Source organism: Akkermansiaceae bacterium (assembly GCA_019634595.1).
GTDB lineage: Bacteria > Verrucomicrobiota > Verrucomicrobiia > Verrucomicrobiales > Akkermansiaceae > Luteolibacter.
This window is the reverse complement of the sequence record JAHCBC010000004.1, coordinates 53,785-77,847: the sequence shown is the minus strand read 5'-3', so window position 1 is coordinate 77,847 and position 24,063 is coordinate 53,785. Positions and strand designations below refer to the sequence as shown.

At 63.0% G+C, this 24,063-nt stretch carries 18 protein-coding genes; 9 read left to right on the top strand and 9 right to left on the bottom strand.

The window, feature by feature from the left end; all coding sequences use genetic code 11:
* The first annotated feature begins 15 nt into the window (after positions 1-15).
* The 3 genes from KF712_15520 (at position 16) to KF712_15510 (ending at position 5,121) form a co-directional block, all read left to right on the top strand.
* Positions 16-2,112, top strand: coding sequence for a sensor histidine kinase (locus tag KF712_15520; GenBank protein MBX3742396.1), 2,097 nt, complete (start codon positions 16-18; stop codon positions 2,110-2,112).
* 4 nt (positions 2,113-2,116) lie between these two features.
* The gene (locus KF712_15515; GenBank protein MBX3742395.1) at positions 2,117-2,737 is read left to right on the top strand and encodes a response regulator transcription factor; all 621 of its coding nucleotides are present in this window, start codon (positions 2,117-2,119) and stop codon (positions 2,735-2,737) included.
* Between the two features lie 95 nt (positions 2,738-2,832).
* Positions 2,833-5,121 carry a hypothetical protein gene (locus KF712_15510; GenBank protein ID MBX3742394.1) on the top strand — a complete coding sequence of 763 codons (2,289 nt, stop codon included), beginning with the start codon at positions 2,833-2,835 and terminating at the stop codon, positions 5,119-5,121.
* On the opposite strand, the gene hrpB is transcribed toward KF712_15510, so the two are convergent.
* Positions 5,122-7,704: an ATP-dependent helicase HrpB gene (gene hrpB / locus KF712_15505; protein MBX3742393.1), complete on the bottom strand. Its 2,583-nt coding sequence runs from the start codon at positions 7,702-7,704 to the stop codon at positions 5,122-5,124.
* 217 nt (positions 7,705-7,921) lie between these two features.
* Here hrpB and KF712_15500 point away from each other — a divergent pair, with 217 nt between their 5' ends.
* Together KF712_15500 and KF712_15495 are read left to right on the top strand one after the other, a co-directional pair.
* A complete protein-coding gene (locus KF712_15500) occupies positions 7,922-8,386 on the top strand; it encodes a tetratricopeptide repeat protein (protein MBX3742392.1) in 465 nt (154 codons plus the stop codon).
* A gap of 144 nt (positions 8,387-8,530) precedes the next feature.
* Positions 8,531-9,253: a DNRLRE domain-containing protein gene (locus tag KF712_15495; protein MBX3742391.1), complete on the top strand. Its 723-nt coding sequence runs from the start codon at positions 8,531-8,533 to the stop codon at positions 9,251-9,253.
* Positions 9,254-9,335: 82 nt separating this feature from the next.
* On the opposite strand, the gene leuB is transcribed toward KF712_15495, so the two are convergent.
* A complete protein-coding gene (gene leuB, locus KF712_15490) occupies positions 9,336-10,439 on the bottom strand; it encodes a 3-isopropylmalate dehydrogenase (protein MBX3742390.1) in 1,104 nt (367 codons plus the stop codon).
* A 149-nt stretch (positions 10,440-10,588) separates the two neighbouring features.
* On the opposite strand from leuB, the gene KF712_15485 reads away from it, so the two are divergent.
* The 3 genes from KF712_15485 to KF712_15475 all read left to right on the top strand — a co-directional run bounded on the left by KF712_15485 (position 10,589) and on the right by KF712_15475 (position 16,897).
* Positions 10,589-10,885, top strand: a complete 297-nt coding sequence (locus KF712_15485) for a KH domain-containing protein (protein ID MBX3742389.1) — start codon at positions 10,589-10,591, stop codon at positions 10,883-10,885.
* Positions 10,886-10,998: 113 nt separating this feature from the next.
* Positions 10,999-14,394 (top strand): transglutaminase family protein, encoded by a 3,396-nt coding sequence (locus tag KF712_15480; protein MBX3742388.1) that lies wholly within the window; start codon positions 10,999-11,001, stop codon positions 14,392-14,394.
* A gap of 25 nt (positions 14,395-14,419) precedes the next feature.
* Positions 14,420-16,897, top strand: coding sequence for a circularly permuted type 2 ATP-grasp protein (locus KF712_15475; protein MBX3742387.1), 2,478 nt, complete (start codon positions 14,420-14,422; stop codon positions 16,895-16,897).
* 149 nt (positions 16,898-17,046) lie between these two features.
* On the opposite strand, the gene KF712_15470 is transcribed toward KF712_15475, so the two are convergent.
* From KF712_15470 to KF712_15440, 7 genes are all read right to left on the bottom strand, one after another.
* Entirely contained in the window at positions 17,047-19,353 is a 2,307-nt protein-coding gene (locus tag KF712_15470; GenBank protein MBX3742386.1) for a c-type cytochrome, read from the bottom strand.
* A complete protein-coding gene (locus KF712_15465; GenBank protein MBX3742385.1) occupies positions 19,323-19,595 on the bottom strand; it encodes a hypothetical protein in 273 nt (90 codons plus the stop codon). The genes KF712_15470 and KF712_15465 overlap by 31 nt, the downstream gene beginning before the upstream one ends.
* A 36-nt stretch (positions 19,596-19,631) precedes the next feature.
* Positions 19,632-19,775, bottom strand: coding sequence for a hypothetical protein (locus KF712_15460; GenBank protein ID MBX3742384.1), 144 nt, complete (start codon positions 19,773-19,775; stop codon positions 19,632-19,634).
* Complete coding sequence (locus KF712_15455; protein ID MBX3742383.1) at positions 19,772-20,029, bottom strand: addiction module protein; 258 nt, start codon at positions 20,027-20,029, stop codon at positions 19,772-19,774. The genes KF712_15460 and KF712_15455 overlap by 4 nt, the downstream gene beginning before the upstream one ends.
* 74 nt (positions 20,030-20,103) lie before the next feature.
* Entirely contained in the window at positions 20,104-21,246 is a 1,143-nt protein-coding gene (locus KF712_15450) for a Gfo/Idh/MocA family oxidoreductase (GenBank protein MBX3742382.1), read from the bottom strand.
* Positions 21,247-21,278: 32 nt separating this feature from the next.
* The gene (locus tag KF712_15445) at positions 21,279-22,094 is read right to left on the bottom strand and encodes a sugar phosphate isomerase/epimerase (protein ID MBX3742381.1); all 816 of its coding nucleotides are present in this window, start codon (positions 22,092-22,094) and stop codon (positions 21,279-21,281) included.
* A gap of 22 nt (positions 22,095-22,116) precedes the next feature.
* Positions 22,117-23,097 (bottom strand): LacI family DNA-binding transcriptional regulator, encoded by a 981-nt coding sequence (locus KF712_15440; GenBank protein ID MBX3742380.1) that lies wholly within the window; start codon positions 23,095-23,097, stop codon positions 22,117-22,119.
* Positions 23,098-23,195: 98 nt separating this feature from the next.
* Here KF712_15440 and KF712_15435 point away from each other — a divergent pair, with 98 nt between their 5' ends.
* Complete coding sequence (locus KF712_15435) at positions 23,196-23,981, top strand: ATP-binding cassette domain-containing protein (protein MBX3742379.1); 786 nt, start codon at positions 23,196-23,198, stop codon at positions 23,979-23,981.
* Positions 23,982-24,063 lie beyond the last annotated feature (82 nt).

Here is a 24,063-nt window from a genome sequence, read left to right as displayed (position 1 = left end):
GAGCCGAGACAAGCCATGCTGACAAGGGGCGCATATCTGACGATCTTCCTGCTGGTGTTCCTGCTGGCGGGTGGCGCGGGTGCGCGCGAGACGTTCGTGACCTGTTCCGCGGTACGTTCCATGTCGCCGGTGGAGGCGGGGAAGTTCTGGCGGGTGGACCTGGGCGGAGTGGTGGTGTGCCGGACAGGTGGGGGGAAGAAAGGCTTCGTGGTCCAGGATGCCACCGGAAATGTTTTCGTGGAACTGCCGCAGAAAGCGAAGCCGGGGCTGCTCGAAGGGCTGGCCGTCGGCACGCAGGTGAGGGTGCGGGGTTTCACTTTCATGGGCGACTACTCGCCCCGGGTGAAGGCGGATGCGGTGAGACCCACCGGAGAGTCCCCGCTGCCCGCCCCCGTGTTGCTGGAGGCGGGTGAAGTTGCGGATGGGAAATACGAGGACCGATATGTGGAGTTCAACGCCGTGGTGCGTGACTGCGGCGTGGAGGAGGGAAAGGACGGCAGGCATCTCGTGATGGGATTCGGTCCGGCGAACCGGAGGATCTCCGTCAGGGTATGGCTGCCGGACGGAGCGACGGCTCCGGTGGTGGGGGCGGATGACCTGATCCGCATCCGCGGGATGGTGATGGAGCGGAAGGTTTCAGGGACGCCGCAGGTGGCGGCCCTGGTGATCGCTGACCATGTGGAAGGTCTGGAGGTGCTGTTCCGGGCGGCTGCGGAACTGTCAGGTATCCCTGAAACTCCGGTGTCCGTGCTGCTGGCCCAGGGCCACGATCCGTTTCTGGAGAGGCGGCGGAAGATCGCAGGCGTGGTCACGCTGGCATGGCAGGACCGGCTGGTGGTGGTGCAGAAGGAGAACCATGCGATCCGCATCTCCCCGCCCTCCGGGTTGAAACTGAAGCCGGGAGAAAGGGTGGAGGTCGCGGGCATCCCCACCTTGTACGAGGATGGCCTGTTGATGGAGCAGGCGGTCTTCTCCGATCCACAACCGGGATCTCTTCCCGCCCCGGAACCCGTGCAGCGCAGGGAGATGGCAGGAGATGCGGGCATGGAGCGGGATGCGCGGTACCTTTCGCTTGGCGGCGTGGTGGTGGAGACCGGCCACCGGGAGAGGGATCATGCGATTTCCGTGGAGTCGGATCACGGGATATTCCGTTGCGTGCTGCCACGGTCGCAGTCATTGCCGGAGGGGGTGGAGGCCGGGGCCTACGTGGAGGTGTCGGGAATTTGCAGGCTGTTGTATGGATGGGAGGCCGGGAGGAAGCTGGAGGACTTCGAGATCCTGCTGCCGGATGCGGGGGGCATCCGGGTGCGCACCGTGCCGTCATGGTGGACGCCATGGCGTCTGGGGGCGGTGTTCGCGGGGGCGGGCGTCTCCGTGGCCGGTCTGCTGGGCTGGGGCATGGTCCTGCGGAGAAAGGTGCGGGTGCGGACGGAGCTTCTGGCGCGGGAGATGCACTTCCGCCGGGAGAACGAGCTGATCACCGGTGAGCGTTCCCGACTGGCGATGGAGCTGCACGATGGCGTTTCCCAGGTGCTTTCCGCCGCCGCGTTCCAGCTTGAGGCGGCGACCAGGAATCTGCCTCCGGACGAGCGGGAGGAAAACCGCCTGCGGCTGGTGAAAAAGTTGCTCGAACATGGCAGGGAGGATCTGCGCCGCGCCGTGTGGGATCTCACCCCCGGTTCTCTGGAGAAGCTGGGACTCAAGGCGGCCCTGGAGAAATTGACGGAAGCTGTCACCGTGGAGGGAGGGCCTGCCGTGGTGCTTGCCGCGGCGGACGCCGTGAATGACATTCCGTCCCGCGTGAGGGCGCACCTTTTCCGTTTGATCCAGGAAGGAACCACCAACGCGGTCCGTCACAGCGGTGGATCCGTCATCCACATCAGGGTTGATGTGGACGGGGAATGGATTTCCGTGGAGATCCGTGATGACGGACATGGCTTCGACCCGGCGGAGTCCCCAGGACCGGGAGAGGGGCATTTCGGACTGTATTCCATGAAATCGAGGGTCGGCCTGCTGAAAGGGGAGATGAATCTCGAAAGTTCTCCGGCGGGAACGAGTATCCATGTGGGGATTCCATCCACATCGATCCCGGAGTCCATGGACACCCTGTGACCATATGCCCATCCGCCTCATGCTTGCCGACGACCATTCCATCGTTCTGATGGGATTGAAGGCGATGCTGGAGGATTGTCCGGACATCGAGGTGGTGGCGACCGCGGAGAATGGAAGGGAGGCGCTGGCCGTCCATTCCGCCCAACGGCCGGACGTTCTGCTGCTGGACCTCCGCATGCCGGACATGCCGGGTGATGAAGTGGCGCGAACGATCCTCCGGAGCCATCCCGCCGCCCGCATCATCATCCTCACCACCTATGATCTGGAGGCGGACATCCGCCGGGCATTCGATGCGGGTGTCGCCGGATACCTGCTGAAGGAAACCAAACTGCCCGATCTGTTGCGGGCGATCCGCGCGGTGAACGAAGGCAGAACCTGGTTCCCCGAAGACATTCTCAGGAGCGCCGAAGTGTCCAGGGAGGAGCCGGAGCTTTCCACCCGGCAGGTGGAGGTGCTGGAACTGGTGGCGCGGGGGCTGAGCAACAAGGAGATTGCCGGTATCTTTGGATTCAGCGAGAACGGGACCAAGCAGCATCTGCGGCGGATTTTCACCAAGCTGGGCGCGGCGACACGGACGGAAGCGGTTTCCGCCGGACTGAACCGGGGCATCCTGCGCGGATGGTGAAGGGAGGTGGAGCTAATCGTCCGTGTACTGGCGGACGCTCCCGGTTGCTTTAGGATTTGAGCTTCATGAAATGGCGGATGACTTTCGGGATATGGATGGCTGCGGCCATCCAATGGATGGGTGCGGCGGAACCTTTCCGCGTCGCGGTGATGCACACGGACCAGAAGACGCTCGATGGCATCGTCCATGCGAACGAGTATGATCTGGTGGTGGACCGGCTGGGCTGGAAGAAGGAGATGTTCTCCTACTCCCAGTTCGCGGAACTTGCGGGCCGGCTGGGCGAGTTCGATATGATCGCCGGAGCGCCGTTGTTCTTCGGTGATGGCACTGCATTCGTGGCGCAGGCGGAGAAGATCAAAGCCTTCGTGGCGGAGGGAGGGGCCATCGTCATCCCGGAGGCGAACTATCCGGCGGCGACCGCGTGGCTGGAAAAGGTCGATCCGAAGCTGAAGGCCTACGGCAACGGCCGGGACAGCAGGCAGTGGCCGAAGCAGAAGCCGATCCTCTCCACCCCGCCGCATCCGCTGTATTTCCTGCCGAACTCCAGTCTGCCGAACGAGGAGGTGACGGCGTGGGGCGATCTGGAGCTGGATGAATCCCTCGGTTGGGAAGTCGGACTGAGGACGGGAAACGGGAAACCATCGACGGCGATGACGCGCCTCGGAAAGGGCATCGTCTATGTCAGCAACCAGAGGCAGGGGAATGCGGAGACCTTCGAGAACATCCGCGCGAACCTGGAGCTCCAGCGGCTGGGATTGGCCGCCACCGCCTTCTCCTTGCCGGGCCTGGGCTTCGATGAGGACGTCAGGCCGACCTTCGCCGTCGGACCGGGTGAGGCCGGGATTTCCCTGAAAGCCGTGTCCGGACTCACCGGGCCGGTTGCGCTGGAAATGGAGATCACTCCCGCCAGCGGGGAGGCATTGAAGTTCCGCAGCCACGGGAACCTCAGTGGCGCGCTGGATCTGAAACTGCCCTTCCGTGCCTCCGTGCGTGGAGCGGCCCGTGTGCTGGTCCAGGTGCGCACCAAGGAAGGCGTGGGCGTGCTCGTGGACCGGCAGGTGGAGTTTCCGCCGCTCCTCACGGTGCTGCCTCCACGTTACCGGGGACTCCTTTCCCAGCAGCGCAGGACGGAAACAGTGGATTTCCGGGTGAAGATCGCCCGGGACCAGGAAGGGCTTTCCGGCGCGAAGCTGCTGCTGAAAATCCAGTCGGAATCCGGCTCCCAGGCGGCTCCGTCCGTCGAAATGAATCCCGCTTCCATGGAGTTCGCGGTGCCGGTGAAACTGGGGGAGCTGCCGCCGGGCGGATATGTGGTGAAGGCGGAGCTGAGGAGTGCGGCCGGCCTCGTCGGCAGCTCGGAGGCTCCTTTCAAGGTGCTGGCGAAGACCGCGAACCAGGTCGTCGTGGATGATGACCTGACCTTGCTGGTTGAGGGTGAACCGTTCTTTCCCATCGGCATCTATCATATGGACCACAAGGAGATGGCGACCATGGCGGCCCTCGGCTTCAACACCATCCAGGGTTGGGAATGGGGCTTCGACCATGCGAGGGATGTGCTCAACGCAGCGCAGGAGAACAAGATCAAGGTGATCCTCGAAATGGGGAACATCCGCCGCCGTTCGCATGAGATCCCGCAGTTGATCAAGCAGTTCGCGGATCATCCCGCGCTGCTGGCATGGTATGTCTTCGATGAACCACAGGAGCCGGATTTCCTGTTCTGCGAGAAGGTGAGGGACCAGTTCCGGACCGGAGACCCGAACCACCCGACGTTCATGCTTTCCTTCCTGCCCCACCTCTTCCACCAGCAGGAATCGCTGGGGGACATCTTTTCCGTCGATCCCTATCCGCTGCCGAATCCGATGCTGACGCAGGTGACGGACTGGACGAAGCGGGCGTGCGATGCGACGAAGGGCAACCGCCCGGTATGGCTGGTGAACCAGTCGTTCGGCGGTGAGACGCCGGAGCAACTGCGGGCGATGGCTTTCCTGAGCATCGTGAAGGGTGCGCGTGGCATCCTGTGGTATCCTTGGGATGACGGCGCGGAGCAGAAGAAGGGGCTGAAGTATCACCCGGAACTGCATGAGCCGATGAAGGCCCTGACGGCTGAAATCAAGGAGCTTGCCCCCTTGCTGTTGGGCGAGCACCGCCGGGAGTTCTCCTCGGAAGATGGCAAGGTCCACGGCCTGTTACTGGCGGATGCGGCGGGCCGGCACCTCATTGCGGTCAATGAAACCCCGGAAGCGGTGAGCGTGACGATCGATGTTCCCGGAGGAACCGGCGGCGGGGTCATGAAAGACGCCTCCGGTGGGAGTGGTCCGAGGATTTCCGGAGGGAAAGCGAAACTCGACCTTGGTCCCTATGGCATCGCCCGCTACCGGTGGTGATCACTTCCGCGGCTGCGGCACGTAGGTCTTCGGGTCATCCGGCCAAGGATGGCGGGGGTAGCGTCCCGCCACATCCTTCTTCATCTGGAAGTAGCCGCTGGACCAGAAGTTCTTCAGATCCTTCGTCATGTTCCATGGCTTCTGGCCGGGGGTCAGGATGTGGACCAGCAGGGGCATGCGGCCATTGCAGATGGTGGGGGTTTCCCAGACGCCGAAGAGATGGGAGACGCGCACGGAGATGAACGGATCTTTTCCCGGCTGGTAGGTGACCTTCGCGCTCTGGCCGTTCGGCAGGGTGATGCGCTCCGGGCAGTAGGAGTCCAGGGCCATGCGTTGGGCATGGCTGAGCCATTCCTTCAGGACGGGCCACGGATTCGCCTCCTTGATGTCCTTGTAAGCGACGTGGCCGTGGCAGATCTGCGCGATGGCGTCGGCCTTGTCCTCATCCGTCCACGTCGGCATGCCGAGTTCGGGCAGGGTGGAGGAAAGGAACTTCAGGCGGGTGGTCCATTGTTCCACCTGGTCATCCCAGTTTTTCAGGATCAGCTCGCCGGAGAGGACGCGTGCCGCGAGGATTTCGGCGGCCTTGTCGAGGTTCACGTTGTGGTCGGATTCCTTCGACTCCAGCACCAGATCGCGGAAGACGGTCTGCTTCCGCGAAACGACCCGCCTGCGGGTTTCGTCATAGGCGGCTCCGTCCGTCTCCGAAAGGTCTTCCGGGAAAAGCTCCGCCAGCCAAGCGGGGTCGATGGCAGTGGCCCGCTTCAGGTGGGTGATCACTTCGCGGGCCTCCACTTCCGTGATCTCAGCCGCGACGAAGGCGGGCGCGTTTTTCACGCAGGATTCCTCGTCGAGCTTGCCCCGACGGTTGCCCACCAGCCGGCAGGCGAGCGTTCCCTGCGAGAAGCGGATGGCGAGTTGATCGCTGAAGGCGGCGAGCATCGCCTTGCCGATCGCCTCATGGTTCTTCTGGAAGTCGATGCGTGCCACCGGCCAGCCGAAGTTCTTCGCCAGCGATAGCAGGCGGTCGAGCGACTGTGCGGTTTCCCGTGCACCGCGGGCGAGGATGCCGAGCTGTCCGCACCGCTGCGGGTCGAAGTTCATTCCCGCGGCGGCGTCAAAGGCACGGCATTCCCCGGCGAAGTCGGTATCGTCATCCGGATAGATGAAGTCTTTCCGGGAAACGCCACCACGCTTGTTGGTGAAGATGCCTTCCCCCTGGACGGCGGAGGCGATGAAGGCGGTCTCCGCGACACAGCCGTGCTCCATCCCGGCGAGCAGCAGGCGGGCAAAGCGGGGTTCGAGTGGCAGCGATGCCATCTTGCGGCCCTCATCCGTCAGGTGGCCGGTGGTGTCCGTGGCGGAAAGATCATGGAGCAGCCGCTCGGCGCGGTCGTGGGATTCGGCGGTCGGCGCATCCAGCCAGCGGAAGCCCCGCAGGTCGTCCACACCAGAGGCTTTCAGCAACAGGAATGCCTCCGCGAGTTCCACGCGGTGGACTTCGGGGGATTCGAATTCCGCGCGCTTCGCGTGGTCCGCCTCCGACCATAGGCGGAAGCAACGTCCGGGGGCGGTCCGGCCCGCACGTCCCGCACGTTGCTCCGCTGCGGCACGGGCGATCTTCCGGATGAGCAGGGTGTTGATGCCACGACGGGCCTCGAACGAGGCGATGCGGGCGAAGCCGGAGTCGATCACCGTGCGGACACCAGCGATGGTGAGGGAGGTTTCCGCCACGTTGGTGGCGACGATGATCTTCGGCTTCGGCCCCGGGGCGATGGCCGCCTCCTGCGCCGCCGGAGGCAGGGCGGAGTAGAGGGGAAAGACGTCCCACCCACGGGTGGCGGAGCCGGATTCCAGCAGCTCGATGGTTTTTCTGATCTCATGGGTGCCGGGCAGGAACATCAGGATGTTCCCGGCATCGTCCATGGTCATCGCCTCCATGCAGACCTTCACCATGCGCTCCCAGATGGGGACCTCGCGGGGCGGGCCGCCGGTGCGGTTGTTCTGCGGCGGCCGGTCGGGGCGGTATTTCACCTCCACCGGGTAGGTGCGGCCACCGGCCTCCAGGGACGTGACGGGGGTCATGTATTCCGCGAGGTTCCCCGTCTCCAGCGTGGCGGACATGACGATGACCTTCAGGTCCGGGCGCACGCCGTCCTGGAGATCCAGGCAACGGGCGAGGGAAATGTCCACCGCCAGCCTGCGTTCGTGGAACTCATCGAAAATGACAGCGGCCACTCCCGGAAGGTCCGGCTCATCCTGGATCCAACGCTGGAAGACACCATCCGTCATGTAGAGAATGCGGGTGTCATTGCGGTACTTCGTGTCAAAACGCACCGCATAGCCGGTCTCGTGGCCCACGGGCGTGTTCCGCTGCTTGGCCACCCAGGTGGCGAGCAGACGTGCCGCCATCCGCCGTGGCTCGATGACGATGATCCTGCCCGCAGGCACGGCCTCCGCGACCATGCCGGGAACGGAGGTGGATTTCCCGGAACCGGTGGGGGCTTTCAGGAGGATACGGGATTTTTCCGGACCGATGGCGGCCTTGAGGGCATCGGCGATTTCGAAGACGGGCAACTGCACGGGCGGAGCATGCGCGGCGGGAGGCAAACGTCCAATCCCTAACGTCGGGAGATCGGCGGGATGAATTTCAGGGGGGAAGGCCTGAAGTGGTGCTTTTCAAGCGAGCGACTTTATGGAGATTCGGATAGAGGAAATCGTGCGGTGATGTGACCATGGGTTATTCTCCAGATCCGGAATCAGGGAAGATCCCAACGGCTTGATACAACGAACGAACGTGATGAGCGGCAAATGCGGTCTTTGCAAAAGCATCATCGGGGAAGCTACGCCGGAGGTCTGGATCGCACCGGATGATGATCAGCTTCTGGTGAATCGGAGCGAGAAAGCGAGTGCTCTTGCGGAGACATCGGTGGGAGAGATCATGATCTGTGAAGAGTGCTATGTCCGTGGACTTCCCACCTATTTCACACCGGACGATCTGATGGAGATTCATCATCAATTCGCCTTGGACCATATGCACCGGGGCGAGTTCTTGCTGGCTGGGGAATCCTTGCGCAAGGCACTCGGGCAACGGGAAACCGCTGATATCGTTTCGGCCCTCGCTTTGACAGAAAGCCATTTGGGCGGACCTGAAGCAGCGATTCCCCTTTGCCGGCGGGCCTTGGAGATAGATCCGGGCCATTTCAATTCAGTCCGTAATCTCCAGCTTGAATTGGAACGGGAAAGACTGAACCAGCAGGAATAGGATCATTGGGACTCCTTTTGCTCATGAAACGCAGGAGGTGATCGTTGCCTTGCAGCAAGTTGCTTTCAAAATGCGCAAATTCATGGTTTCTCTTGAAAATGGGGGATGATGCCGGATGGTCGGGCGCGTATGCGTCCGGGTTACTTGTTTTCGATCTCCATTTTGTCGGCTGCAACAGCTGGCATTGCCTCTTCCGCGACGATCACCCTCCGCGAGGGGGTGAGCCCGACCACAGGCTATACCAGTGTTTCCACCACCATCCGCGCGGACAGCCCGAACAACAATTATAGCACGGATACGAGGGCGATCGCGGGCAGGCTCACCGGTGCCAACGGAGCGCTGATCCGCACGGTCATGAGCTATTCGCTCGCGGACATTCCTGCCGGAGCCACCATCGATTCGATCAGCCTTTTCGTTCAGGGCTCCACCAACGACTCTCCGAGCACCGCAGTCAGCTTTTCACTCCATGAACTGACCACCTCCTTTGCAGGCGGTACGGTCACTTGGAACAACTCGGCCACCGGCACTGTGTGGGGAACCGCAGGCGGTGATTTCTCAACCACTGTTCTCTCCACCATCAACGTCACGCCGAGCGCGAACGTGGGTGTCGGCTATAGCTTCGCTTCCAGTTCGGATTTCGTCGCTGCAGCCCAGAGGGTCCTGAATTCCGGATCGGAACTCTCGTTGCTGATGAAGCTCACCGACGAATCCGTGACCGGCCGCCAGATTTTCTTCCAGCACTCGGATGTTTCGTCGACCACGGCGGCTCGTCCGGCGTTGGTCATCAACTACACCATTCCAGAGCCATCCGCTGCTCTGCTCGGGATTACCGGAGCCATGGGCTTCTTTCTCCGGCGTCGGCGTTGAGTCCGCGGCCAAGGTTCATAAAAGAAAAGGCGCTCCAGCCATGGAGCGCCTTTTTTGTCCAAAGGAATGATCCCCGGCAGCTTCAAAGGCGGGCCAGGATGGCGTCCGCCATACCTGCGGTGCCGACCTTGTTCTCGCCCGCGCCGCCGGTGAAGATGTCACCGGTGCGGAAACCGTCGGCGATGGTCTTCGCCACGGCGGCCTCGATCGCTTCCGCGGCTTCGATCTCACCGAGGGAGAAACGGAGCAGCATGGCGAGCGAGAGGATCTGCGCGATGGGGTTGGCGATGCCTTGGCCTGCGATGTCCGGTGCGGAACCGCCGGATGGCTCGTAGAGGCCGAAGTAGAGGCCGTCCTCGCGCTGCTTGCCGAGGGAGGCGGAAGGCAGCATGCCGAGGGAGCCGGAGATCATCGCCATCTCATCCGAGAGGATGTCACCGAAGAGGTTCTCGGTCACCAGCACGTCGAAGGAGCCGGGGCGCTTGATGAGCTGCATGGCGGCGTTATCGACATACATGTGGGAAAGCTCGACTTCCGGGAATTCTTTGGCGATCTCGACGACCGTCTCGCGCCACAGGACGGAGGAGGCCAGGACGTTGGCCTTGTCCACGGAAAGGAGGCGCTTCTTGCGGCCCATGGCGGCGGTGAAGGCCACGCGGGCGATGCGCTGGATCTCGCTCTTGTGGTAGATCATGGTGTCCAGGGCGACCGGCTCGCCGTCCTTCTCATGGCGGCCCTTCGGCGCGCCGAAGTAGATGCCGCCGGTGAGTTCGCGGACACAGAGGACGTCGAAGCCATCGGCGATGAGTTCCTGCTTCACCGGGGAGGCGTGGGTGAGGGCGGGGAGGCAGACGCCGGGGCGGAGGTTGGCGAAAAGACCGAAGTGCTTCCGCAGGGGCAGCAGCGCGCCGCGCTCCGGCTGGATGTCCGGAGGGAGGTTTTCCCATTTAGGACCACCGACGGAGCCGAAGAGGATTGCCTGGGCGTTCTCGGAGGCTTCCACCGTCTCCGGAGGCAGCGGGTGGCCGGTCGCATCGATCGCGGCGCCGCCCACCAGATGCGCGGTGCGGGTGATGGTGAAGTTGAACTTGGCTTCGACGGCTTCGAGGACGCGGACGGCCTGGTCCATGACTTCCGGACCGATGCCGTCTCCGGCGAGGATGGTGATGCGGTGATTGCGGGACATGCGGGCGCGAAGATGAGGGAGGGATGCGCCGGGATGCAAGGCAGTGTAGCGGATCCATGCAAAAGATTCGCTGCCAGACCGGAAGGTTCGGGACAAAGTGCCGGTCGAATGCTTGCGGCGGAAGGAAAGCAGGTACATGATAGGGAACCATGCAGGCTGTCACCGAGAGATTGCGGAATTTCCTCCAGTTCGTCGCCATCAAGCTGATCGATGATCCCAGCCAGGCTCAACTGAAGGTGGCGGAGCTGGGGCCGAAGAAGCTGCGCTTCAAACTGGTTCTGGCCCAGGCGGATGTGGCGATGCTGATCGGGCGGAACGGCTTCACCGCCTCGGCGATCCGCAGCGTGCTGAAGGCGGCCGCGGAAAAGGAAGGAGTCCAGGTGAACCTGCAGATCCATTCCCATGAGGAGGAAGCGGAGCTTCTCGCCCGCGGGGACCATCATTGAGGACCGTCCCCGGTGACGAAAGTTTCTGAACCCGGTGGGGTTGCACGCTTGCTCTGGCATGCCGGATGCTATGGATTTATGCGTATTTCAATCGCTCCAGCGCCCTTCACTTTATGTCCATCCATGTCGCCCTGCACCACCGCACCAGCTATGAATATGACAAGCCGGTGGAGCACGGACCCCATGTCGTCCGGCTGAGGCCGGCACCGCACTGCCGCTCACGGATCCTTTCTTACAGCTTCAAAGTAGGGCCGGAGGCTCCGTTCATCAACTGGCAGCAGGATCCGCAGGGGAACTACCTGGCGCGGCTGGTGTTCATGGAGCCGCGCGACCGGCTGGACATCGAGGTGGATCTGGTGGTGGAGATGTCCGTCCAGAATCCGTTCGATTTCTTCCTGGAGCCGGAGGCGGAGAAGTTCCCCTTCAAATACGATGCGGGTGTCAAAACGGAGCTGGCCCCGTTCCTCAAAGTCGAGGAACCCGGGCCGCTGCTGGCCGCACGGATCGCGAAATACCGGGGGCGGAAGGAAAGCACCATCGACCTGCTGGTGGCGATCAACGCGGACCTGCAGAGCGACATCAACTACAACATCCGGATGGAGCCGGGCGTGCAGGCACCGGAGCAGACGCTGGAGATCGAGTCCGGATCCTGCCGGGACTCCGCGTGGCTGCTGGTGCAGATCCTGCGCCACCTCGGCCTCGCCGCGCGCTTCGTTTCCGGCTACCTGATCCAGCTCAAGGCGGATGTGAAGTCTCTGGACGGCCCCAGTGGTGCGGAAGTGGATTTCACCGACCTGCATGCGTGGACGGAGGTGTATCTGCCCGGTGCGGGCTGGATCGGCCTTGATCCCACCTCCGGCCTTCTGGCCGGGGAAGGGCACCTGCCGCTGGCCTGTTCACCGGAGCCATCCAGCGCGGCTCCCGTCACCGGCGGCACCGCGCCGGTGGAGTCCACGATGGAACACGAGATGTCCGTCACGCGGATCTACGAATCCCCGCGCACCACGCTGCCCTACCGCGAGGAACAGTGGGCGCGTATCCTGGAAAGCGGGCGGGCCATCGACCGGGATCTGGACAAGATGGATGTGCGCCTGACCATGGGCGGTGAACCGACTTTCATCTCCGTCGATGACTTCGATGGCGATGAGTGGAACAACGCCGCGCTGGGGCCGACGAAGCGCATCCTGGCGGACCAACTAATCAAGCGGCTGCGCGGGCATTTCGCCCCCGGTGGTCTCCTCTTCTACGGACAGGGCAAGTGGTATCCGGGCGAGCAACTGCCGCGCTGGGCGCTGTCCTGCTACTGGCGGAAAGACGGCGAGCCGATCTGGGAGGACGGCAGCCTGATCGCGGATGAGTCGAAGGACTACGGCTTCAATGAGGACACCGCGAAGCACTTCGGCACCGAACTGGCACTGGCGCTGGGTGCGGATCCCAACTGGCTGATCCCGGCCTATGAGGACGCGTTCTACTACCTGTGGAAGGAGCGCAGGCTCCCGACCAATGTCGATCCGCTGAAGTCGAACCTGAAGGACAAGCTGGAGCGGGAGCGCCTTGCCCGTGTTTTCAACAAGGGGCTGGATGAGATCGTCGGGTGGGTGCTGCCGTTGGAAAACACGGACACCCCGGAGGGCAAACGCTGGGTGAGCGGACCATGGTTCCTCCGTGACGAGACACTCTACCTGCTGCCGGGGGATTCACCTGTCGGCTACCGCCTGCCGCTCGACTCCCTGCCATGGGTGAGTGAGAAGGAGTTCCCGTATTTTATCCCGGAAGATCCCACCCGCGATCTGCCGAAGCTTTCCACCCACCGCGAAACGACGGTGCTCCACCAATCGCGGAAATCGGCGGACCCCATTCCTTCATTCCCGTCGCCTCCCGTTTATCCGGACGGCGGACTGGATGCCGCTCTCGGAACAAAGCAGGGCGAACTGCCGCCATTACCGAAGCATCGGCCATGGGAGCAGCGTCCCGACGACCAGCAGTCCGCTTCCTGGGTCATCCGCAAGGCGATCTGCTTCGAGGCCCGTCATGGCCGCCTGCACGTATTCCTGCCGCCGGTGGAGAAGACGGAGGATTTCCTCAATCTCATCGCCGTGCTGGAGCACACCGCCGGCAAGCTGGGCACGCCCATCATCCTGGAAGGCACGCCGCCGTCCTATGACCCGCGCATCCAGAAAGTGGGCGTGACCCCGGACCCGGGGGTGATGGAGGTGAATCTCCAGCCCTCCGCATCATGGGATGAGCTGGTCTTCAACACGAAGACGCTCTATGATGAGGCGCACCTCTGCCGTCTGGGCACGGAGAAGTTCATGCTGGATGGCCGCCACAGCGGTACCGGTGGCGGCAACCACATCATCATCGGTGGTGAGACGCCCTCGGACAGCCCGCTGCTCCGCCGTCCGGACCTGCTGCGGAGCATGGTGACCTTCTGGAACCACCATCCGTCGCTGAGCTTCCTGTTCTCCGGCATGTTCGTGGGGCCGACCTCGCAGGCACCGCGCATCGACGAGGCCCGGAACGACTCGATCCATGAGCTGGAGATCGCGTTCAAGACATTGGAAGGCGTGACGCCGCTGCCGTGGCAGGTGGACCGTGCGTTCCGGAACCTGCTCATCGACTCGACGGGGAACACGCACCGCGCCGAGTTCTGCATCGACAAACTCTACAGCCCGGACAGCGCCACCGGCCGCCTGGGCCTGCTGGAGATGCGGAACTTCGAAATGCCGCCGCATTCCCAGATGAGCCTCGCCCAGCACCTGGTGCTGCGCGCGCTGGTCGCGAAGTTCTGGAAAGATCCCTACGAGAAGCCGCTGGTCCGCTGGGACAGCGAAATCCACGACCGCTGGATGATGCCGCATTTCATCTGGCAGGACTTCAAGGACGTTCTCTCCCATCTGCGGGCGGGTGGCTATGCCATCGAGGACGAATGGTTCGCCCCGCACCTGGAGTTCCGTTTTCCGAAAATCGGGGACTTCGTGCAGGGCGGGGTGGATGTCGAACTCCGCCACGCCATCGAGCCATGGCACGTTCTCGGCGAAGATGGCAGCCCCGGAGGCACGGTCCGCTATGTGGACAGCTCCCTGGAGCGCATGCAGGTGCTGGTCCGCGGCCTGACCGGAGAGCGCCACGTGATGGCCTGCAATGGATACAAGATCCCGCTGCACCCCACCGGAACGCAGGGGGAGTTCGTCGCCGCCGTCCGCTACCGCGCCTGGCAACCGCCGAACTGCCTCCACCCGTCCATCCCGCCTCACGCGCCGCTCGTGTTCGATCTGCTCGATACTTGGAACGACCGCTCGCTCGGCGGCTGCTCCTACCACGTCGCGCACCCCGGAGGGCGGAATCATACCACCTTCCCGGTCAATGCCTTCGAGGCGGAAGCCAGGCGACTCGCTCGCTTTTTCCGCCATGGTCATACGGGTGGGAAAATCATCCCGAAGGAAGTGCCGGAGAGCCCTGATTTCCCATTCACGCTGGACTTGAGGATGATTCCGGCAAGCCTGTGAGCGGTTTCAGGACCTCCGTCAGCCCATGCTCCAACGCAGTCGATCCGTTCCGGCGAACACTCCTCCGTCCACAGGCGGAGCGGGGGATGCCGCGTGGGATGAAATGACAGCACCGGATGGCGGGATACGGCCCGGCTGGGAGGATTTCGCCGGAAAGCTCCAGGCGATGACCTCTGCGGACCGCGCCAACCTCAGCGCCACCGCCGACCGGATGCTGGATGATCTGGGAACCACCTTCAACGTGTACAGTGACGTTGGCGGAACCGGTCAGCCTTATGTCATTGATCCGCTGCCGTTGATGGTCCGCCGGGAGGAATGGGACAAGATTTCAGCCGGGCTGATCCAGCGCATGCGTCTGTTGGAGATGGTGGTTGCGGACCTTTACGGCCCGCAGAAATTGATGGCGGAGGGCTTGATACCGCCGGATCTCATCCATTCCAACCGCTCCTACCAACCTCAGATCCGCGGGGTGCAGCCGCAGGGCGGGAAGTTCCTCGTCGGCTTTTCCAGTGATCTGGTGCGGATGCCCGGAGGGATCTGGAAGGTGCTGAACGACCAGGTCCAGGGAGCGCAGGGACTGGGTCAGGTGCTGGAGAACCGCAGCGTGGCCTCCAATGTCCTGTCCGACGCCTATGAAAGCGCGCGGGTGGCGAGGCTGCAGCCATTTTTCGATGCGGAAAGGGCGACCCTCCAGGAGCTGTCCATGCCCCGCGGAGAGATGCCGAACGTGGTGTTCCTCACCGCCGGGTTCCGCCATCCATCCTACTTCGAGCATGCCTACAAGGCACGTTTGCTGGGCTTTCCGCTGGTGGAGGCCGCGGACCTCACCGTGCGGGAAAAGCGCCTCTATCTGAAGACGCTCGGCGGGCTGCGGCGCATCGACTGCGTGGCCAACCGGCTGGGTGATGACGTGATCGATCCGCTGGATTTCTGGACCATGGGCCGGGGTGGTGTTCCCGGCATCGTGGAGGCATGGCGGAGCGGGAATCTCGCGCTGGCGAATGCTCCGGGCGCGGGGCTGGCATCATCGCCCGCATTGCTGCCGTTCCTCCCTCAGATCTGCCGCAAGTGGCTGGGGGAGGATCTGAAGCTGCCGTTCGTGGAAACGTGGTGGCTCGGCCAGGCGGACGTCCGTGCGAAGGTGTTGGAGAACTTCAGCCGCTACGTGCTGCTTTCCGCCTCGCTGGACGAGCCGTTGCTGCCGGTGCGGTGGTCGTCGCTGTCCCCGAACGCCCGGAAGCACTGGCTCACCATCATCGAGGAACGTCCTTACGATTTCGTCGCCCAGCTCGATGTCACGCCGAGCGTGGCACCGTCCCTGGACGGCCGCAGCCTGGCATCCAGGCCGGTGGTGGTGCGTGGGTTCACGCTGAATTCCTCCGGCACTCCGGTCACGCTGCCAGGTGGGCTGGGCAGGGTGGGCAAGCCCGGCCAAGCGCCCCAGCTCTGGCCGGTGCACGCCGGTTCCACCAAGGATGTGTGGATCCTGGAAGGTGCGGAGGAACCCGGCAAGGCGAAGGCCGGGAAGCCGGAGAGCCCCACCATGGTCCGCCGCCATCCTGCCGCGGCGGAAGTGCCCAGCCGCATCGCTGAGGAACTGTTCTGGGTGGGCAGGTATGCGGAGCGCATCGAGCTGGCCACCCGCCTGCTGAGGGTGACCATGAAACACCTCGTCGGAGAGGCCGGTCGGCTCCAGCACGAGCAACTGGCGGCATGCCTGGATCTGCTCGATGCCGTCGGGATGGCCCCCGCGAAGAAAAAGACCAAAGCGTTCGGTTTGCTGGGAGCTTTGATCGACCAGGTGCATGGAACCAACAGCGGGACCGGGATACCGCCGCTGGTGCGGGCGCTGCTTTCCAATGCCGCCGCCGCACGTGACAGGCTGTCCGATGACACGTGGAGGTTCTTCAACCGGTTGGACGGCATCATCCATCCACCTCCGACACCTCCGCAGGCACGGGAGCTTTCGGTGACCCTGGACCAGCTCATCCTCCATCTTTCCGCCTTTGCGGGCATGCAGGCGGAGAACATGACGCGGGGGCAGGGATGGAGGTTCCTTGAGGTAGGCCGCCGTCTGGAGCGGGCTCTGGGAACGCTGGTGTTGTTGCAGGTCGCAGCCGCCGGAGAGAAGGATGAGGAAGACTCCCATTTCCTGGAGCCGGTGCTGGAGATCTGCGACAGCGTGATGACCTACCGGCGCAGGCATTTCTCGAAGCCCCGTTGGGATGCAGTGTGCGAGCTGCTGTTCATGGACCAGACGAATCCGCGTTCGGTGGCCCACCAGACCGCGATCCTCCAGACGGAGTCCGGAAACTTCCCCGGAGACCCCAACAGTGGATTGTTTCCGCAGATCGTCGCACGGCTCGCCTTGCTGGACGAACCGTTCGGTAAATCAGGCCCCCGGACCACGGAGGAACTCGAAGTCTTCAGCGGAAGGCTCGAGGATCTGTCCGACCTGCTGACGCAACACTACTTCAGTCACTCCGTCCGACGGGTATATTGAGAGTAAGGAGGAGGGACACTCCTGTCCCTCGGCGGCATTGGCGATCAGCCTGAAAAGAGGAATTATCCCTCAAATGGCAGGGGAGCGCAGCGGACATCGCGGCTCCGCCGCAATGTCCACCCTCCTTACCGGCCTCAGGCGGGCATCCCTTACTTCCTCAGCTCGGCTTCGGTGTAGGGCTTGCCGTTGCGATCCTTGGTCGCCTCACGGATCTTGGTGAACTCCTCCGCCTTCACCGGAGCGGCGGCGTTCGACCATTCGTTACGCACGTAGGTGGCGATGTCCGCGAGGGCGGCATCGGTCATGGCGGGATTCTGGAACAGTCCGGGCATGTCCGCAGGGGAGACATAGACCTTTCCATGGACCTTGATCGGGCCGGTCAGACCGTGGAGCAGGATCTTGCCGAAGATGCTGACGTCACCGGTTACCCATTCGGAAGCATCGAGTGGCGGTCCGAGGTTCGGCACACCTTCACCGGCCAGTCCGTGGCAGCCGAAGCAGGCGGCCTCGCCGTTGTAGAGCTTCTTGCCGCGGACGAATGCTTCCCTGTCGGGACCGGTCAGCAGCTCGCCGGCAGCCTTCTTCGCAGGGGCGTTGGAGGCACCCTTGTCCAGCCAGCCGAGGAAGTCCTTGTTCTTGATCTTGTCGCCCGCAGCCGCCTTGAACTTGAGTTCGTGGTGGTCGAGACCGGAGAACGCGGCTCCCAGCACCAGCGGGTTCTTGCCGGATTTCACGATCATGTCGGTGAGCTTGTCCCAGGCGGCAGACGTGGCCAGCGGCCCGAGAACCCGTGCGATGTAAGGCTTCATCTCCTCGGTGGCAGGCTCCAGTTTCAGGAGGATGGGGGAGAGCTTCGCAAGCTCGGCGTCAGGCAGTTTGGAAGCAGCCCACAGTCCGGAGATGACGACCTTCGGATCCTTCGCGGAAAGCAGCGGCTCGATCACGGCGGCATCGAGTTTGCCCAGACCTTCCAGCGTCCACAGCGCGTGGATGCGGGCCAGCGGGTTGTCATTCTTCGCGACGACCGCCACCAGTTGCGGGGCAACGGAAGCATCGCCGCGGTCCACCAGCACGCGCTGTGCGGTATCGCGGTGCCAGCCGTTCGCATGGCCCAGCAAGGCGACCAGCTCCGGACCGGTCTTCTTGGAAAGGTCTTCGTAGGCTTCCAGCTTGCCGTTCTCCGAACGGACGCGGTAGAGGCGGCCCTGTCCGTGGGCCGGGCCGTCCAGTCCGCGGCTCACGTATTGCTCGCGCAGATAGGAGGTGACGAAGGTCTTGTGCTGGATGATGCCGTGATACATATCCACAATGATCACAGTGCCGTCCGGAGCATTGTAAGCGCTCACCGGGCGGAAGCGTTCGTCGGTGGAGGCCAGCCACTCTTCCTTTTCGTAGGGATGGCTGCCGGTGAGCTTGCCGCTGCCACCGTCCTTGATCTCGATCGCCTTGACGAGCTGGACGCAGGACTCGGTGACCAGCGCGCGGTCCGCCCACTCCTTCGGGAAGTTGCTGCCGCGATAGACGGTCATACCCGCGGCGGCGGTGCAGTTGATGAGCTTGTGCGTCTCAGGGTTCAGGGTGTCGGACCCGTAGCCGTTCTTCTTGGAGATGTAGGCGCGGTTGACGCCGGGTGTCACCCGGATCGGCCAGGTCGCGTTCGGCCCGACGCCGCTGAACTCGGCGATCTTGGTGGTGACGCCGGGATTCCCCTGGAGCAGGTTGGGCGCGACGTTGTCACCGAAGAGGAAGGCGGAGTTGTGGTTGTGGAAGAGGCGGCCGTAGTTATCCTTCGCGATGCCCCACTGGCCGCGGAAGATGGTGTTCTCCACCACCCACCTGCCATTGATGCGGCGGACACGCTTGCCCGACTTCGCGTTGTAGAGCCAGTTGTCCAGGCCGTGGATCAGGCCGTTGCTCTTGTGCTCCACGTTGCCCGCCTCGATGAAATCAGGCACGGCGATCTCCGCTTCGCCCACCGGCTTGAGGCCGTCCCGCTTGATCCACAGCAGATTCTCGTTGTCGGTGAAAAGGATGCCATCCGGAAAAACGGCGACGGCACGCGGCAGGTTCAGCTTGTCGAGGAAGACGGTGCGCTTGTCCGCCTTGCCATCATGGTTGGTGTCCTCGACGACAACGATGCGTCCTTGGGGGATGTTCTCGCCATTGCCGTCGATGTCCGGCATGTAGCCCTGCATCTCACAGATCCACAGGCGTCCGGCGGCATCGTAGTCGAGCGCGACCGGCTTATCGACGGTGGGTTCCGCGGCGAATGCCTCGATGACGAATCCGGGAGCGGTCTTGAACGCCTTCAGCGCCTGATCGACCGGCAGGATCGGGGCCGGAGGGATGAGTTCCGCCGGGACCACCGGGTCCATGTTGGCATGGTCTTTCTTATCCCCGCTCTGCGCGAAGGCGAGGGTCGGGATCAATGCAGCGGCGGAAATGTAACGGAGCATGGGTTGCTGAACAGTGTGAGCGGGTTTTTACGATGGGCAAGCGGCGATTGTTGCCTGCAATCCACCGGAAAGGACTCGGTGTGCCAAATAAAATTCACCCATCCATCACGGAAGCGGCGGATTTCATCAGCTCGTCCGCCCGCTCCAATAACCGGGGGGAGGCGCTTCGCGTGGGCGACAGCAAGGATCTGCACCTCATTGCCCGTTACCCTGTAGATCACCGTATAGGGAAAGCGGTCCACCCGGAGCTTCCTACAGCCGTCAACATGACAACGCGTTCACAAAGGTGCCGACATCACCCGCGCCACGGTTGCTTCCACTTGTCCGATGAAGCGTTCGCCCAAATCCTCCACCTGCCGTTCGTAATAAATCGCGGCCGAAGTGTATTCCTCTTCGGTGGCTTCGTGCCATGTCAGCATCATCGGCGTTCGTTGCGGACTTCCTCCAGACGTGCCCTCACGTTGGCGGATACCTCACCGCCGGGAATCATCCGGGCCGTGCCTCCGTCGATCTTCTTCACCCGCCGCTGAAGTTCTTCATTCCACTCCGGACCCAGTTCGAGGCCATCATCTTCGTCGAGGCTTTCGAGCAAGCGGTTGGCGAGCCGCGAACGATCCTCAAGCGGAAGGTGAAGCACCTCATCCTCCAGTTGGGCATAGGAAATGATCGCGGCCATGGGTGGAGGGTAAATCATGTGCCGCGCTCTTTCCAGCGCTTTTCCCCGGGACAAGCGGGGAATTTCACGCCGGATCAGCGCACCGGAACATCGATCCAGCGGCCTTCCTCGTGGGATTTCCAGCTCAGCTCGGCCAGTTCAACCCCCTTCGCGCCTTCGCGCAGCGTCCAGCGGAACGGCTCGTCCGCGATGACGTGCTTGAGGAACAGCTCCCACTGGATCTTGAACGCGTTCTCGAAGTTCATCTGGTCCGGCACTTCCGTCCAGCGGTCGTAGTAGTTGATGGGGCTGTCGATGTCCGGGTTCCACACCGGACGCGGGGTGACGCTCTCATGCTGCGCCCAGCACTTGCGCAGGCCGACGATGGCGGATCCCTTGGTGCCGTCCACCTGCATGGTGAGGAGGTCGTCGCGGCGCACGCGGACGTTCCATGAGGAGTTGAACTGGCAGGTGATGCCGGTGTCCGTTTCGAAGATCGCGTAGGCGGAGTCGTCGGCGGTGCACTTGAACGGCTTGCCCTGTTCGTCGAAGCGCTGCGGGATGTGGGTCGCCGCCTTGCAGAAGACGCGGGTCACATTGCCGAAGAGGTTGTCGATGACGTAGCGCCAGTGGCAGTGCATGTCCACGATCATGCCGCCGCCGTCCTCGGAGCGGTAGTTCCAGCTCGGACGCTGGATGGGCTGGCCTTCGTAGTCGCCGGTGAAGACCCAGTAACCGAACTCCCCGCGGACGGAGAGGATTTCGCCGAAGAAGCCCTGCTCCTTCAGCAGTTGGAATTTGCGGAGGCCCGGCAGCCACAGCTTGTCCTGCACGGTGCCGTTCTTCACGCCGGCCTTCTCAGCGACCTCGGCGATGCGGAACGCCTCCGAGGCGGAGTCCGAGGTGGGCTTCTCACAGTAGATGTGCTTGCCCGCGGCGATGGCTTTCTCAAGGAAGCCGATGCGGTAAGGTGTGCCGGATGCGTCGAAGAAGATCTCATAGAAAGGATCCGCCAGCACGGAGTCCAGGTCCGTGGTGTATTTCTCCACGCCGTGCTTCTTCGCCAGTTCCGCGAGCTTGTATTCGTTGCGGCCGGTGAGGACCGGTTCCGGCATGTAGGTTTCATCGCCGATGCGGAGGCCGCCTTGCTGGCGGATGGCGAGGATGGAGCGCACGAGGTGCTGGTTGGTGCCCATGCGTCCGGTGACGCCGTTGAGGATGATGCCGATGGATTTCATAAGAAGGTTTGCTAGGTTTCAGTGTTCGGTTTTCAGCGAAGAGGCGCACAGGCGGCTTTGATCTTGTCGAGGAACTGGTGCTGGTTCTCGGTCCAGTATTTGCGGGAGAAAATCTCGACCTCGGTGAGGCCGGTGAAGCCCGCTGCTTTCACCAGGTCGTTCACGCGGGCGCAGGTGCCTAGCCCCTGGCCGGGCAGCTCGCGGTCGAGCAACGGATGCTCCAGGTCGGCCTTGAAGTCGCAGACATGGAAGGCGAAGAGGCGGTCGGCGGCGGTGCAGCGGGAAATCTCCTGCTCCAACTTCGAATCCCACCAGATGTGATAGACGTCCGCCGCCACACCGAGGAGCGGGTGGTTGAGCGCATCGCACAGGTCATTCGCGTCCGCCATGGTGGCGACGGCGCAGCGGTCGCCGGCATACATCGGGTGCAGTGGCTCGATGGCCAGCCGGATGCCCGCGCTTTCCGCAGCAGGGAGAATGGCGGCGATGCTGTCCTGGATCTGTGAAAGGTTCTCGCGGGGGGACTGGCCGGGGGTGGCTCCGCAGACCAGCACGATCATCGGCAGCCCGAGCGTCTCCGAGTCCCGGATGATACGAAGGTTGTTGTCGATGGCCTGCTGGCGGGCCTCCGCGGTGGTGCCGGTGAAGAAGCCTCCGCGGACATAGGAGATCGGCTTCAGTCCGCTGTCCTTCAGCTTGCGGGAAACGCGGGCAAGATCCTCGCCTTCGACGGTTTCCCGCCAGATGGAGATCCCGCCGAAGCCGTGCCGCGCGTAGTTCTCAATACACTCGTCGATCGACCACGGCTTGGTGGTGAACGTGTGGATGGCGAGTTGGTCGGGTGTCATGGGTTTGATGGAAAGCCGGGCTTCAGCGGCGGGTGGACTCCCCGATGAGCAGGGAGCCGTGGAGGCGTTCGAGCGGGATGTTCACCGCGCCCTCGATGACCTCGGCGGCGAGCCGCTGTCCGGCGCGGCGGCCGAACTCGAAGACGGGCATCGCCACGGTGGTCAGCAGCGGACGGGTGATGCGGCGCAGCGGGGAGTCATCGAAGCCGGTCACCTGGCAACGCTCCGGCACGGGGATGCCCATCCGGGCCAGCTCGGAGAGTACCACGGATCCGACGATGTCGTTGATGCAGAAAAGCGTGTCATATTTCTCCGCGATGGGAGCCAGTCCCTCCGCGGTCAGTGCGGCGGTGTTCTTGAATGTGAAGATGTCCGCATCGGAAAACGGGATGCCTTTCGCGGTCAGCGTGGTGGCCAGGCCCTCCCGCCGTTCCACGAAGACCTCGTTGAGTCCGTCGATGGTGATGAGGCACGGCTTGATGGGCGCTTTCCCCAGGTGCTCCACCAGTTCCGCCATCCCGCCGCCGTGATCGGAGGAAATGCATGGCAGTCCGGGCGTGGCGCGATTGAGGATGACGAAGGGGATATTCCGTTCCAGCAGTGCCTGCAGCACCTCCGCCGAGGGCAGGTGGAAGGCGAAGATGAAGGCGTCCGTGTCCCCGCCTTTCTTGTGCGGGAAGGGGACGAAGGATGGCCCCCCGAGGTCGCTCAGGATGTTGATCGCCGTCGGTGCGAAGCCTTTGCGCAGCCCGTCGATGAGTTGCGTCAGATCATAGAACAACCCGCGTTCCGGGGAATCATGGTGCGGCAGGACCAGGCGGATGTTGAGGATGGTGCGCTGGCGGTGGCGGCGCACGTTCCGCTTCTCAAAGCCGAGATCCTTTGCGATGTGCTGGATGCGCTCCCGCACTTCATCGCTCACGAGCCGCGAGCCATTGAGCGCGCGGGAAACCGTGGAACCGGAAACTCCGGCCTTTTCAGCGATGTCATAGATGGTTACCATGTCAGATCGGGGTGGATTATTGCGTGCAATCTCCTCAGGGCAAGCAAAGAAGTGCAAGGCTGCTTGCCAACGCACGTTTGATGACGCGGGATCAGCCCATGCACAATCCGATACTTGAAATTCAGGACGCGACGGTCTGGCGGGGGGAGACCCGGGCGCTGAAGGATTTCTCCTTGGTGCTGAGGGAAGGAGAGAGTGTGGCGATCCTGGGACCGAATGGTGCGGGAAAGAGCACGCTGCTGAAAGTGCTGACCGGGGAACTGCGGCCGGAGTGGGGGAATGGCGCGGTCTGCCGCTTGTTCGGAGAGGATCTGTGGTCGCTGGAGGACCTGCGGCACAAGATCGGCGTGGTGATGCCGGAGGAGGTCGCCCGCTTTCATCCCGAGGAGATCGCGGAGGATACCGTGCTTTCTTCGCTGCGCGGCGCGTATGGCAAGACGCGTTGGATGAAGTTTTCAAAGGCGGAGAAGGAACGAGCGTCGGAAGCGATGGAGTTGATGGGCATCAGTGCGCTGGCAAAGCGGGAGTTCGGCGCGCTGTCCTCAGGGGAGCGGCGGAGATTTCTCATCGCCCGTTCGCTGGTGCACCAGCCGGAGGTTCTGGTGCTGGATGAACCCTCAACGGCCCTCGATTTCGCCGCGGCCATGCAACTGACCGCGACGCTCTGCAAGCTGTTGGAAGCTGGAAAAACACTGTTGTTGGTCACCCATCATCCGGGAGAGATCCCGCCGGGCATCAACCGTGTGGTGCTGTTGAAGGACGGCGGTGTGTTCGCGGACGAAGAGAAGAAATCGGTGCTCACCTCCGGAAATCTGACCGACCTTTATCAGGTGGGGCTGCGGGTGAAGTGGTCGGCGGGATGGTGCGATGTGAGGCCGGGTTGAAAAAATCGGCTACGCATTTCGGCGCAGGTATTGCAAAATGCTCGACCAAGTCGGTGTTATTTCTCACCATTCTGGTGTTTCC

What these genes read in the sequence shown, in the direction of transcription:
- KF712_15520 (MBX3742396.1), top strand. Translation starts at nt 16, where the DNA reads ATGCTGACAAGGGGCGCATATCTGACGATCTTCCTGCTGGTGTTCCTG.
- KF712_15515 (MBX3742395.1), top strand. Translation starts at nt 2,117, where the DNA reads ATGCCCATCCGCCTCATGCTTGCCGACGACCATTCCATCGTTCTGATG.
- KF712_15510 (MBX3742394.1), top strand. Translation starts at nt 2,833, where the DNA reads ATGGCTGCGGCCATCCAATGGATGGGTGCGGCGGAACCTTTCCGCGTC.
- KF712_15500 (MBX3742392.1), top strand. Translation starts at nt 7,922, where the DNA reads ATGAGCGGCAAATGCGGTCTTTGCAAAAGCATCATCGGGGAAGCTACG.
- leuB (MBX3742390.1), bottom strand. Translation starts at nt 10,439, where the DNA reads ATGTCCCGCAATCACCGCATCACCATCCTCGCCGGAGACGGCATCGGT.
- KF712_15485 (MBX3742389.1), top strand. Translation starts at nt 10,589, where the DNA reads ATGCAGGCTGTCACCGAGAGATTGCGGAATTTCCTCCAGTTCGTCGCC.
- KF712_15480 (MBX3742388.1), top strand. Translation starts at nt 10,999, where the DNA reads ATGTCCATCCATGTCGCCCTGCACCACCGCACCAGCTATGAATATGAC.
- KF712_15475 (MBX3742387.1), top strand. Translation starts at nt 14,420, where the DNA reads ATGCTCCAACGCAGTCGATCCGTTCCGGCGAACACTCCTCCGTCCACA.
- KF712_15470 (MBX3742386.1), bottom strand. Translation starts at nt 19,353, where the DNA reads ATGCTCCGTTACATTTCCGCCGCTGCATTGATCCCGACCCTCGCCTTC.
- KF712_15460 (MBX3742384.1), bottom strand. Translation starts at nt 19,775, where the DNA reads ATGATGCTGACATGGCACGAAGCCACCGAAGAGGAATACACTTCGGCC.
- KF712_15455 (MBX3742383.1), bottom strand. Translation starts at nt 20,029, where the DNA reads ATGGCCGCGATCATTTCCTATGCCCAACTGGAGGATGAGGTGCTTCAC.
- KF712_15450 (MBX3742382.1), bottom strand. Translation starts at nt 21,246, where the DNA reads ATGAAATCCATCGGCATCATCCTCAACGGCGTCACCGGACGCATGGGC.
- KF712_15445 (MBX3742381.1), bottom strand. Translation starts at nt 22,094, where the DNA reads ATGACACCCGACCAACTCGCCATCCACACGTTCACCACCAAGCCGTGG.
- KF712_15440 (MBX3742380.1), bottom strand. Translation starts at nt 23,097, where the DNA reads ATGGTAACCATCTATGACATCGCTGAAAAGGCCGGAGTTTCCGGTTCC.
- KF712_15435 (MBX3742379.1), top strand. Translation starts at nt 23,196, where the DNA reads ATGCACAATCCGATACTTGAAATTCAGGACGCGACGGTCTGGCGGGGG.